A 12,971-nucleotide genomic window follows, 5' to 3' on the forward strand; every position below is an offset into this window, starting at 1 on the left:
GTCCGTGTGGTGATCGGGGCCATGCGCGCGTGCGTGCCGCGTCGCGTGCCGGCGTGATCGGCAAAAGCGATCATGATAGTCCGAAGCGGACTTTTGTGAAGCGCCGCGGCGGCATACGATGGCCTCGCCGTGTTCCGCCCACCTCCAGACCACTTCCGCTCCCATGAAACTTCCGCTGATGATGCTGAGCGCCGCGCTGATTTTCAGCAACGGCGTGCTGGCCGCCGAAACCGACACGCTGCGCCTCGGCATCGACCCGAGCTACCCGCCCATGGATTCCAAGGCGCCCGACGGCAGCCTCAAGGGATTCGACGTCGATCTCGGCAATGAGATCTGCCGCCGCATTCACGCGCGCTGCCAATGGGTCGAGCTCGAATTTTCGGGGATGATTCCCGCGTTGCAGGCGCGCAAGATCGACGCGATTCTTTCGTCGATGGCGATCACGCAAAAGCGCGAGCAGCAGATTCTGTTCACGTCGAAGCTCTTCCAGTTCAAATCGCGGCTGATCGCGCGGCAAGGCTCGCCGCTCGCCGGCGGCCTTCAGGCGCTTGCCGGCAAACAGATCGGCGTGCAATCGGGCACGCAGTTCGAAGGCTATGCACTGAAGAACTGGGCGCCGCTCGGCGCGCATGTCGTCGCGTACAAGAGCCAGGACGAGGTCTTCGCCGACCTGCAGAATGGACGGCTCGACGGCGCGCTGCTCGGCTCGGTGGAAGCGGACTTCGGCTTCCTGCGCACGCCGGCCGGCCGTGGCTTTACGTTTGTGGGCGACCCGCTTTCAATGGGCGACCGCGGCACCGGCATCGGTTTGCGCAAGGACGAGACGGCCGTGCAGGCGTCGATGAATGCGGCGATTGCCGCCATGCTGAAAGACGGCACATACGCGCAGATCGCGAAAAAGTACTTCGACTTCGATCCCTACGGCAATTGATGCGCGCGCGTATTGCTTCTCCGCTGTTTAACTCCAGGCTCTCCTTATGAACAGGCAATCGCATCCGCTTCTTTCGCCCGCTGTCGGCACCCATCGCGAAGTCGTCTCCTTCCATTTCGGCGCGGCGAGCCGCGGGGAAAAGATCTATATTCAGGCGTCGCTGCATGCCGACGAAACGCCCGCCATGCTGACGACGGTGCTATTGAAGCGTCGTCTGCTCGAACTCGAAAAACAGGGCGCGCTGAATGCGCAGATCGTGCTCGTGCCGGTTGCGAACCCCGTCGGCCTCGGGCAAACCGTGCTCGGACAGTTTGTCGGCCGCTTCGATCTTGCGAGCGGCAAGAATTTCAACCGGCATTTCCTGCGGTTTCCGACACTTGTCGCCAACGCGCGTGAGGCACTAGGTTCGGACGCGGCGGAAAACGTGCGGATCGTGCGCCGGCTCATTGCCGATGAACTGGCCGCGCAAAAGCCGCTGACGGAATTCGAATCGCTGCAATTGTCGCTGCTGAAGCTTTCGTTCGATGCCGACGTCGTGATCGATCTGCATTGTTCGCTCGAAGCCGCGATGCATCTCTACACGAGCGAGGCAGCATGGCCGCAGTTCGAACCGTTTGCGCGCTATCTCGGCGCACAGGCGTCGCTGCTCGCGACGAACTCGGGCGGCGAGGCATTCGACGAAACGCACAGCCTGCTGTGGTGGCAGTTGCAACAGGCGCTGCCCGCGAGCAAGCCGGTGCCGAACGGCGCCATTGCCGTGACGGTGGAATGCCGCGGCCAGCGCGACGTTTCGTATGAAACGGCCCAGCAGGATGCCGACGCGATCGTCGATTATCTGGTGTGGCGCAAAGCCATTGCGCTCGAAGCGAAGCCGCTGCCGCCGCTATTGACGCCCGCTACGCCGCTTGCCGGCAGCGAGCAGTTCTACGCGCCGGTGAGCGGCATTCTCGTGCATCGCGCGAAAATCGGCGACACGATCCACGCCGGCCAGCCGCTGTTCGATATCGTCGATCCGTTGACCGATGAGACCACCACGCTCACGAGCAACACCGAAGGCGTGCTCTACATGCGTCGTGCGATTCGCTTCGTGACGGCCGGCGCGCCGCTGGGTCGGGTGACGGGAACGCGCGCCTTCCGTACGGGAGTTTTGTTGGGCGCGTGATGTCAAGCCGCATGCGAACCATGCCTGCAACAGAGGCTGCGGCAGGACGCGCCGACATTGCGCGCGTCAACCGGAGCCTCACCCGCTACGCGTCAGTTCGCCACGTCAGTTCACCACCAGCACCGGCGCAATAGCAGCCGGGTCGCTGATGCTCGGGCGGCCGTTTTCGACGTGACCCGCCACGCGACGCGAGAAGCTGTCGTCGTCGTTGCTCGTCACCGTCAGGTCGTACCAGTGATGGCTCGACGCCAGCACCCATACCTCCTCGATATGCGCGCCCGCCGGCACGATCACCGGGCGCGGGCGGCCGCCATACGCGTTGTCGGTCACCGTCAAGCGCGCGAGGCCGCCACCCTTGTTGCTGAACTTGAGGAACACGTTGCCGTTCGCGACGTCGTATTGCACCTTCACTTCGGGCTGCGGCGCTTTGTCGTGGTGATGGCCGCCGTCAAGCTGCGCGGCCTGCGCCGCAGGTTGCGTCGCTGCCTGCGTGTTGCCCGCGAATTTGCGCACAAAGCCGTTCGGCCCGAAGACTTCGAACGCGTACACGCCGTTGGTCGCCGTCAGATCGAACGATTCGCCGAGCGACTTGCCTGCTTCCACGGTATAGCGCCACGGACCGTCCGTGCGATTTGTCGAGTACACGTAGAAGTGCGCGCCCTGGTCGCCGGTATTGGCGAACGAGATCTCGAGCGTGTTCTGCTTCGGGTTCGCGTGGCCGTTCACGTGCAACTCATACGGCAACGCACGGGCGAAACGAATGCCGCTTTCCTGCGGATCGATTGCGCCGGGCGTCGCGGGCACCGTCGGCTTGGGCTGCGTCGCGCACTGGTTGTCGGCCATGCTCTTGTAGTTGCTCGTGTCCGGCAGCGGCGGGATGCGCGAATCCGGCGTGCGGAAATCGAACGCCGTGGTGAGATCGCCGCACACGGCGCGACGCCAGGCGGTGATGTTCGGCTCATACACGCCAAAGCGCGTTTCGATGAAGCGGATCACCGACGTGTGGTCGAACACCTGCGAGCACACGAAGCCGCCCTTCGTCCACGGCGAGACGATGGTCATCGGCACGCGCGGGCCGAGGCCGTAGGGCAGGCCGTCGGCGGTATAGCTGCCGCCGCGCCCCGGATTGACCACGTTGTGAATTTCGCCTTCCGTGCTGACCGTCGACTTGCCTTGCGCAGCCGTGGTGGCCGGCTGCGGCGGCACCATGTGATCGAAGAAGCCGTCGTTCTCATCGTACATGATGAAGAGCACGGTCTTGCTCCACACCTCGGGGTTCGAGGTCAACGCGTCGAGAATCTGCGACGTATATTCGGCGCCGTACGCGGGCGTGTATTGCGGATGCTCGGAGTACGCGGCGGGCGGGCACAGCCAGGACACCTGCGGCAGCCTGTTCGCGAGCACGTCGGCCTTCAGGTCGTCGATGGTGCGCACAGTTTGCGCGCGCTCATACAACGGCGAGCCGGGCTGCGCGTTAATGAAGTTGCTGAAGTTTTGCAGGATGTTCGTGCCGTAGTTGCCATTCAACGGATCGGCGCCGGTCAAACCTTGCTGGTAAATCTGCCACGAAATGCCGGCAGCCTGCAGGCGCTCGGGGTACGTGGTCCATGACAGCAACTGATAGTTCGGCGGGCCGTCGCCGTCCACCCAATCGTTGTTGTCGAGCAGCGGCCCGCCGAACTTGCCGGTCGGGTCCACGGTGCCGGTCATCAGATACGAGCGATTCGGGTGCGTCGGTCCCGGCAGCGAGCAGAAATACGCATCGCAGATCGTGAAGGCGTCGGCGAGCGCGTAGTGGAACGGAATGTCGCTGCGCAGGTGATAGCCCATCGTCATGTCGGTCTTGGTGGCCGGCCACTGATCGTAGCGGCCGCCGTCGATAGCGGCATGCGTCTTGTACCAGCTGTGGTCCAGGTCGCCCACACATTGCGCGCTGGTGGTCGACGTATTCAGATGGAACGGCAGCACCGGCTTGGTGGGGTCTGCCTTCGACGGTTGATACCACACCGGCTTGCCGTTCGGCAGCGGGATCGGGAAGCGGTCGTTGTAGCCACGCACGCCGCGCAGATGGCCGAAGTAGTGGTCGAACGAGCGGTTCTCCTGCATGAACACGACAATGTGCTCGACGTCGCGAATGGTGCCCGTGCGCGAAAACGCGGGAACGGCCAGCGCATTGCGAATCGACTCGGGCAGCGCGGTCAGCGCGGCGGCAGCGCCGGCGGATGAAGCCACGGTCTGCAGGAAACGGCGACGGCTATTTGATGTCATGGAATATCACCTTCTGCGGGGGAGAGAATAGCGCGCCTCGCGCGCCGGTGGAATCGGTCAGTTGCTGTCCGCGCCGTCGCCCGGTGCATAGCGCATGACGGGCGGCACTTGCCGGCTGTCGGCGGCGAGCGTGGCTTGCATGTTCTGGGCGATCGCGTCGGACGCGAGAGCGGGGTTCGCGGCGAGCGTGGACGCGGCGTCGGGCATGGCTGCGGCAGGCAGCGCAGCAGGCGATGCCCCGCCCGGTACCGGTGCACCGCTTGCGCCTGCATTCGCCGATAAAGAGGAAGACGAAGAAGCATTCGCGGATGCGGCGTCATCCGCGCCGCAGCCGTTGAGCGCGAACGTTGCGAGCGCAACGAAGAGGGCGACGACGAAGCGTTGATCTCTACTCATGTCTCACATCCGGTTTTGTGAAAGCGGATGCAGTCTCCAACCCTTTCAAGAAATAATTGTGAAACGTTTGCGAGTGGAAAAAATGACTCGCACTTGTGAGTTCTTCGAAAGGAATGGGAAAGTGATAAGTAGGAGAATGGACACGGCAGCGCCTTCTTCCGCACGATTGCTCACGCCATGACACGCATTGAACGACCTTTCGACATGACGCGTCTCGAAGACGAATGGCTCGAGGCCGACGGCTTTGGCGGCTTTGCTTCGGGAACCGTGGGCACGTTGCGCACGCGCCGCTATCACGCGTTGCTGCTCACGGCCACGCGCGCGCCGGGCGGACGCGTGGTGCTGATCAACGGCGTCGAAGCATGGCTCGAAGGGAACGGTGAGCGTTATCCGCTCAGCATGCAGCGCTATATGCCCGACGTCCTGTACCCGGATGCCACGGCGAACCTCGTCGAATTCACCACCGAACCGTGGCCGACCTGGCGTTTCGAGTTCAATGCGCAGACGCTGATTACGGCGGAAGTGTTCGTCAGCAAGGCAACGTGCGAAACGGTATTGCGCTGGCGGTGGCAATGCCCGCAAGGGCGATCGCAAAGCGACGCGCTCACGTTGAAAGTCAGGCCTTTGCTCTCGGGCCGCGACTATCACGCGCTGCATCACGAGAACGCGGCGTTCAATTTCGCCGCACAAATCACCGACGACGCGAGCGGCGCGAGCTGGCAACCCTACGGCGACCTGCCGCGTATTCATGCGGCGAGCAACGGCACTTACACGCAGGCGCCGGACTGGTACCGCAACTTCTGCTACGTTCGCGAGCGCGAGCGCGGCCTGGATTACACCGAAGACCTCGCGACGCCGGGCGTATTCAGCTTCGATCTGGCAGGAGCAGAAGCGCACGCGCTGATGATCCTGAGCGCATCGAACGAGGCGCCTGCAAACTCTAAAGCCGCAGCAACGCGTCGCGCAGGCGACCTGGAAGAACTCGAACAGCGGCGCCGCCATGCACTCGGCTCGCGCCTGCAACGTTCCGCCGATGCCTACGTCGTGCAGCGCAACGAGGGCCGCACGCTCCTCGCGGGTTTTCCATGGTTCACGGATTGGGGCCGCGATACCTTCATCGCCATGCGCGGTTTGCTCATCGCCTCGGGCCACCTGGACGCCGCGGAGGCGATTCTGCTCGAATGGTCCGGCACTTTATCCGAGGGCATGCTGCCCAACCGGTTTCCCGATTACGGCGACGCGCCTGAATACAACTCGGTGGATGCGTCGCTGTGGTTCATCGTCGCCGTGCACGACTATCTGGCAACGCATCACGCGGGTGCCGCAACGACAGCGCGCCTGCACGCCGCCGCCGAAGCGATCCTCGCCGGCTATACGCAAGGCACGCGCTTTAACATCAAGGCCTGCGCGCAAGACGGTTTGCTGTGCGCGGGCGTGCCCGGCGTGCAGCTCACGTGGATGGACGCCAGGGTCGGCGATTGGGTCGTCACGCCGCGCATCGGCAAGCCGGTGGAAGTAGAGGCGCTCTGGATCAACGCGTTGCGCATTGCAGCAACGTGGAACGGCGCGTGGCAAGAACCGGCCGCGCGAGCGATGCAAGCGTTTCATGAACGTTTCGTCGATCCGTCGACGGGGGCGCTGTTCGACAACGTCGACGTCGATCACGTAGCTGGCACCGTGGACCGGTCGATTCGTCCGAACCAGATTTTCGCGGTGGGCGGCCTGCCGTTTGCCTTGCTAGAAGGCGCGGCGGCGCGCGCCGTGGTCGACCAGGTGGAAGCGCAACTGCTGACGCCGCTCGGCTTGCGCACACTCGCGCCGTCGGATCCCGCCTATCGCGGACGCTACAGCGGCGCCCCCTTTGAACGCGATGGCGCCTATCATCAGGGAACGGCGTGGCCGTGGCTGCTCGGTCCGTTCGTCGAAGCCTGGCTGCGCGTGCACGGCAACACGCGCGACGCTTGCCGGCAGGCGCGCACGCGTTTCCTCGCGCCGCTGTATGCGCATCTGGATCACGCCGGGCTCGATCATATTTCCGAAATCGCCGACGGCGATGCGCCGCACGCGCCCGCCGGCACGCCGTTTCAGGCGTGGTCGCTCGGCGAGCTGCTGCGCCTCGACTACCTGCTTGCAGGGTTGGATCGCAACGCCGCGTAAACCGCGCTACGATGTGTGTCCCACCGCCAAGCCCGACGCAAGGAAGCTGTCATGCCACCGCTGCGCGCTGCGAATCTGTTCGCCACTACTGAAGGTTCACGTCTGCATTCGGCGGATTGTGCCCATTGGCAGCGCTGGGGACCGTACCTCAGCGAGCGTCAATGGGGCACGGTGCGCGAGGATTACAGCGCGGACGGCACCGCCTGGGAGTACTTCCCGCACGACCATGCGCGCAGCCGCGCCTACCGCTGGGGCGAAGACGGCATAGCCGGTTTCGGCGACGACACGCTGAGCTGGTGCGTGTCGCTCGCGCTGTGGAATCGCAAGGATCCGATCCTGAAGGAGCGGCTCTTTGGTCTCACGAATGCGCAGGGCAATCACGGCGAGGACGTGAAGGAGCTGTACTTTTATCTCGACGGCACGCCGACGCATTCGTACATGCGCATGCTTTACAAGTACCCGCACGCCGCTTATCCGTATCAGGATCTGATCGAGGAAAACGCGCGGCGCGGCGGCGACATGCCGGAGTACGAAATTCTCGACACCGGTGTATTCGACGATCTACGCTATTTCGACGTGCAGGTGGAATACGCCAAGCACGCGCCCGACGACATCGTGATGCGCGTGACAATCGACAATCGCGCGGACGAGCCGGCCTCGCTCGACGTGCTGCCGCAGATCTGGGCGCGCAATTCCTGGTCGTGGAAGGAGAACCCGGACAAACCGTCGCTCGTCGCAGGCATCGACCACAACGGCCGCGCGCAGTTGATCGGGCATCAGCACGGACACGAGCCGATTGTCGTCACGGCCTGGTCGAACGACGCGCCGCATGTCACCTGGCTCTTCTGCGAGAACGACACGAATGTGAAGCGCCTCTTCAATACAGAGGCGCCCGGGCCGTTCAAAGACGGCTTCAACGACTACCTCGTGCATGGCGATCAGCAAGCGGTGCGGCGTGATCGCGGCACGAAGGCCGGTGCGCATGCGCCGATCGAACTGGGTCCGCATGGGCGCGCGGTGGTGTATCTGCGCTGGCGTCCGGAGGCGACACCCGACGAAGTGCCGCTCGACGCCGACGCGCTGTTTGCAAAACGTATCGCGGAGGCAGACGAGTTCTACGGCGCGCTGCAACGCGACATGGACGACCCGGACGCGCGACTCGTGCAGCGCCAGGCGCTCGCGGGCATGCTGTGGTCCAAGCAGTATTACCGCTATGACGTGCATCGCTGGATCGAAGGCGATCCGTTGCAGCCCAAACCGGCGGACGCGCGCAAGCACGGACGCAACGCGGACTGGATGCACTTGTGCAACGCGGACATTGTGTCGATGCCGGACAAGTGGGAGTACCCGTGGTATGCGTCTTGGGATCTCGCGTTTCATGCGGCGGCGTTCGCGCTGATCGACCCGGCGTTCGCGAAACGTCAATTGCTGCTGCTCGTGAAGGACCGCTATCAGCATCCAAATGGGCAATTGCCCGCCTACGAATGGGCGCTCGGCGACGCCAATCCGCCGGTTCACGCTTGGGCTGCGTGGCGCGTGTACGAGATCGATCGCGCGCTCACCGGCAAAGCCGACCGCGATTTCCTCGAGCTTATTTTTCACAAGCTGCTGCTCAACTTCTCGTGGTGGGTGAACCGCAAGGACGCCGACGGCCACAATATTTTTCAGGGCGGTTTTCTCGGGCTCGACAACGTGGGCATTTTCGACCGGTCGTCGCCGCTGCCTACCGGCGGCCACATCGACCAGGCGGACGGCACCGCGTGGATGGCCGCCTACGCGCTCGACCTCATGCGCATCGCGCTCGAACTCGCGTACGCGAACCATGTGTTCGTCGATATCGGCGTGAAGTTTTTCGAGCACTTTTTGTATATCGCGCAAGCCGTGAGTTGCGACGACGGTTGCGATACCGGACTCTGGGACAGCGAAGACGAGTTCTTCTACGACAAGCTGCGCCTGCCCGACGGCACGAGCCTGCCGATGCGCGTGCGCTCCATTGTCGGACTCATTCCGCTTTTTGCGGTGCACGTGCTCGAAGAGCGCCTGCATGGCGAATTGCCCGGATTGCGCGACCGGTTGATGTGGTTCCTCAAGCATCGGCCGGATCTCGCGAAGCTGGTTTCGCGCTGGAACGAGCCGGGCAAGGGCAATGCACTGCTGCTCTCCGTTTTGCGCGGGCATCGAATGAAAGCGCTGTTGCGGCGCGCGCTCGACGAAAGCGAATTTCTCTCCGACCACGGCGTGCGCGCGCTTTCGCGCTATCACCGCGATCATCCGTTCGTGTTCACTCACAACGGCAACAGCTTCACGGTCAAATATCTGCCGGCCGAGTCCGACACGCGCGTGTTCGGCGGCAATTCGAACTGGCGCGGTCCGGTGTGGATGCCCGTCAACTATCTGTTGATCGAGTCGCTCTACGAATTTCACCGCTATTACGGCGACGGATTCCGCGTCGAATATCCGACGGGCTCGGGGCAGACTTTCTCGCTCTGCGAAATCGCCGACGAACTGGCGCGTCGCGCCACGACGCTGTTCCTCAAGAACAAGGACGGCGAGCGGCCGGTCATGGGCGCGTATCCCTTGCTCCAGGCGGACCCCAAGTCGGCGGACCTGATTCTGTTCCACGAATACTTCCACGGCGACAACGGCCGCGGCGTGGGCGCTTCGCATCAAACGGGCTGGACCGGACTCGTCGCGTTGCTGCTGCAACCGCGGGAGATGGCGCCGTCGGGCAGCGTGCCGCTCGCGGGCGAGCCGGGGCGCGCGCCGATTCCCATGGCGCCGTCGGCGCCCGCGCGGCCCACGCAGACGGCCACGCAGCCCGCGCCCGAGCCCGCCACGGCGCTTGCAACCGAGCACGAAGGCGCGTCGGCGTTGGCGGGTAGCACGGTGAAATAGCGCGCCATCGCGGTTGAACTGTGTGGGGGCGGACGTGGTCTTTCCAGTATTGCCACGTCCGGTTCATTGGCTTTCCCGAGCGAATTCCATGTCGACTACACCGAATCCTCAAGCCGCCGATTCTCCTAAGACAGGCGCTGACGCCAACGCCGCCGTGCAGCGCAGTTGCAAAGTGAGTGCGAGTCCGCACGGCGAGCCGCCGTCGCCCGCGGGCAAGCGGCCGGCGCCGCCCTGCACGCTGGTGATTTTCGGCGCGGGCGGCGATCTCACGAAGCGCCTTCTCATGCCCGCGCTGTACAACCTCGCCGTGGACGGTCTGCTGGACGCCGGCATGCAGATTGTCGGCGTGAACCACGGCGAGCGCGAAACCCGCGAGTGGATAGAAGACCTGCACCAATCGCTGCAAAAATTCGCCGCCGATAAAGCCAGCACCTTCCACGCCGGCCGTCTCGACGACCGCGCGTGGGACTGGGTCGCGCAACGCCTCGACTACATGGCCGGCGACTTCGAGACGCCCGATACGTTTGCGCGTCTGAAGCAGAAACTCGCTCAGGCGCCCGGCGGCAATGTGATTTTCTATCTCGCAGTCGGCTCGCGTTTTTTCAAGCCGATCGTCGAGCATCTGGGCGAGACGGGTTTGCTCAAAGAGGACAACGGCTTTCGCCGCGTCGTGATCGAAAAGCCGTTCGGCACCGACCTCGCGTCGGCGCGCGACCTCAACGCGCACATCCTTTCGTACGCGAAGGAATCGCAGGTCTACCGCATCGATCATTTTCTCGGCAAGGACACCGTGCAGAGCATTCTGGCCGTGCGCTTCGCCAACGCGCTGTTCGAGCCCGTGTGGCGGCGCGAATATATCGACAGCGTGCAGATCACGGCGGCCGAAACCATCGGCGTGGAAGGGCGCGGCAAGTTCTACGAGCAGACCGGCGCGTTCCGCGACATGGTGCCGAACCATCTGTTCCAACTGCTCGGCATGGTCGCCATGGAGCCGCCCAATTCGTTCGATGCGGAAGCCGTGCGCGACAAGAAGGCCGAAATTTTCGACGCGATCCTGCCGCTCACGCCGAACGACGTCGTCTTCGGTCAATATGAAAAAGGTCCGGCAGGCGTGGGTTATCGCGAGGAACCGGACGTCGCGGCGGACAGCACGACGGAAACGTATGCGGCCGCGCGCGTGTTTGTCGAAAACTGGCGCTGGGCCGGCGTGCCGTTCTATTTGCGCACCGGCAAGCGGCTTGCGGCGCGCCGCACCGAAATCTCCGTGCAGCTGAAGCCTGTGCCTTTCCGGCTCTTTCGCGACACGCCGGTCGACGCGCTCACGCCCAACGTGCTGACCTTGCGGATCGATCCGGCGCATGGCACGTCGTTCGATTTCAATGTGAAGACGCCGGGCCCGGTGATGCAGATCGGCCCCGTGCAGTCGTCGTTCAACTATGGCGACTTTTTCGGACAAAGCGCAAACGTCGGCTATGAAACGCTGTTATACGACTGCATGCTCGGCGACGAGACGCTGTTCCAGCGCGCCGATAGCATTGAAGCGACGTGGTGTGCGGTGGACGGCGTGTTGCATCCGCAGACCGGCGGCGCGGTGGCCGTGCACGGCTATGCGGCCGGCAGCGAAGGCCCGGCAGGGGCCGATGCGCTGCTCGCGCGCGATGGCCGCGCGTGGCGGCCACTCAAGCGCGATGCAGTCGAAAAGAAGTAAAACCTCAAGCACAACCATACCAACGGGGGTCACCGTGGCGACATCCAAAGATAAAGCGGCAACCAGTAACGAACGGATTCTTGCAATCGACGTCGGCGGCACGGGTCTAAAAGCGGCCATCATCAACGCGAATGGCGAGATGCAAACCGAACGCGTGCGGGTCGCGACGCCGCATCCGTGCACGCCGGAACAACTCGTCGATGCGTTGGCTGCACTCGTCCAGCCGCTGATCGCGAAGGTGCCGGCGCAGCTGATGTCGATCGGCTTTCCCGGCGTGGTGCGCAACAACCGCATTCTGACGGCGCCGCATTTCGGCGTGGAGGGTTGGCACGGCTTTGCGCTCGCCGATCTGCTCGCGCAAAAACTCGGCGGCTTGCCCGTGCGCATGATCAATGACGCCGAAATGCAGGGCTTTGCGGCAATAGAAGGCAAGGGCATCGAATTCGTGCTGACGCTCGGCACTGGCGCGGGCACGGCGCTCTTTCGCGACGGCGAGCTGATGCCTCATCTCGAGCTTGCGCATCATCCGGTGAGCAAGAAAGGCGTGGCTTACGACGAGTACATCGGCGAGGCCGCGCGCGAAAAAGCAGGGAATAAACGCTGGAACCGGCGCGTTCGTAAGGTGATCGGCATTCTCGAATCGCTCGTGCATTACGACAAATTGTGGATTGGCGGTGGCAATGCGGCGCGCCTCACGTTCGAATTGCCCGCCAACGTGGCCACCGTCTCGAACGATGCGGGCATCGAGGGCGGCGCGCGGCTGTGGCATCCGCGGTCGGTGCGCGAAACCCGTCAGTTGCCCGAAGCGAATGCGCGCACGGGCAAGTTCAAATGACCTCGACTGGCAAGACTGGCCGGAGCAAACAGTGATGATCCGAAAGCCTCAACCGGGCGCTGCACGGCGCCTGACTTACCTGCTTGCAGGTGCCGCGTTCGCGTTCGCCGCGGTGCAGTTAAACGCGTATGCGGCCGACGCCGCGTTCACGCTGACGTCGCCCGGTCTGGCCGACGGCGGCACGCTGGACTCGTCACACGCGGCCAGTGCGAACAACTGCGGTGGCGGCAACGTGTCGCCCGCGCTGCAATGGCGCAACGCGCCGGCGGGCACGAAGAGCTACGCCGTGACGATCTTCGACCCGGATGGCGCGAAGGGACTCGGCATCGTGCATTGGGTGCTCTACGGCATTGCGCCTTCGGTCACAGCGCTCGGTGCGGGGGCCGCGGCGCCGCCCGGCAGCATCGGCGGAACGAACCGGACGGGCGGTCCCGGTTATTTCGGACCGTGCCCGCCGGTCGGCGAGATGCCGCATCACTACATCGCGCAGGTTTATGCACTCGATCTCGTGCCCGATGCGCTGCCCGCGGGCTTGACGAGAGACGCGCTCCTCGCCGCCATCAAGGATCATGTGATCGCGGCCACGAGCACGGTGCTCAGATACGGGCGCTGATCCCGG

The 12,971-nt window shown here is 64.0% G+C and carries 9 protein-coding genes; 7 read left to right on the forward strand and 2 right to left on the reverse strand.

Going from position 1 to position 12,971, the window contains the following annotated elements:
* Window positions 1–163 precede the first annotated feature (163 nt).
* Window positions 164–931, forward strand: coding sequence for a transporter substrate-binding domain-containing protein (locus tag ACEN8U_RS02485; protein ID WP_310109905.1), 768 nt, complete (start codon window positions 164–166; stop codon window positions 929–931).
* A 46-nt stretch (window positions 932–977) separates the two neighbouring features.
* Window positions 978–2,093 carry a M14 family metallopeptidase gene (locus ACEN8U_RS02490; RefSeq protein ID WP_310109903.1) on the forward strand — a complete coding sequence of 372 codons (1,116 nt, stop codon included), beginning with the start codon at window positions 978–980 and terminating at the stop codon, window positions 2,091–2,093.
* 105 nt (window positions 2,094–2,198) lie between these two features.
* Here the strand turns inward: ACEN8U_RS02490 and ACEN8U_RS02495 are convergent, their stop codons facing one another.
* A complete protein-coding gene (locus ACEN8U_RS02495; RefSeq protein ID WP_310109899.1) occupies window positions 2,199–4,361 on the reverse strand; it encodes a phosphocholine-specific phospholipase C in 2,163 nt (720 codons plus the stop codon).
* Window positions 4,362–4,418: 57 nt separating this feature from the next.
* Complete coding sequence (locus ACEN8U_RS02500) at window positions 4,419–4,757, reverse strand: hypothetical protein (RefSeq protein ID WP_310109897.1); 339 nt, start codon at window positions 4,755–4,757, stop codon at window positions 4,419–4,421.
* A gap of 177 nt (window positions 4,758–4,934) precedes the next feature.
* On the opposite strand from ACEN8U_RS02500, the gene ACEN8U_RS02505 reads away from it, so the two are divergent.
* From ACEN8U_RS02505 to ACEN8U_RS02525, 5 genes are all read left to right on the forward strand, one after another.
* The gene (locus ACEN8U_RS02505; protein ID WP_310109895.1) at window positions 4,935–6,914 is read left to right on the forward strand and encodes an amylo-alpha-1,6-glucosidase; all 1,980 of its coding nucleotides are present in this window, start codon (window positions 4,935–4,937) and stop codon (window positions 6,912–6,914) included.
* A gap of 51 nt (window positions 6,915–6,965) precedes the next feature.
* Window positions 6,966–9,809 carry an MGH1-like glycoside hydrolase domain-containing protein gene (locus ACEN8U_RS02510; protein ID WP_310109893.1) on the forward strand — a complete coding sequence of 948 codons (2,844 nt, stop codon included), beginning with the start codon at window positions 6,966–6,968 and terminating at the stop codon, window positions 9,807–9,809.
* 88 nt (window positions 9,810–9,897) lie between these two features.
* Entirely contained in the window at window positions 9,898–11,517 is a 1,620-nt protein-coding gene (gene zwf, locus ACEN8U_RS02515; RefSeq protein WP_310109892.1) for a glucose-6-phosphate dehydrogenase, read from the forward strand.
* 34 nt (window positions 11,518–11,551) lie between these two features.
* Window positions 11,552–12,352 carry an ROK family protein gene (locus ACEN8U_RS02520; RefSeq protein ID WP_310109891.1) on the forward strand — a complete coding sequence of 267 codons (801 nt, stop codon included), beginning with the start codon at window positions 11,552–11,554 and terminating at the stop codon, window positions 12,350–12,352.
* A gap of 34 nt (window positions 12,353–12,386) precedes the next feature.
* Entirely contained in the window at window positions 12,387–12,965 is a 579-nt protein-coding gene (locus ACEN8U_RS02525) for a YbhB/YbcL family Raf kinase inhibitor-like protein (RefSeq protein ID WP_310109889.1), read from the forward strand.
* The last annotated feature ends 6 nt before the right edge of the window (window positions 12,966–12,971 follow it).

Origin of the sequence: Paraburkholderia phenoliruptrix, assembly GCF_047325075.1 — a bacterium.
Lineage (GTDB): Bacteria > Pseudomonadota > Gammaproteobacteria > Burkholderiales > Burkholderiaceae > Paraburkholderia > Paraburkholderia phenoliruptrix.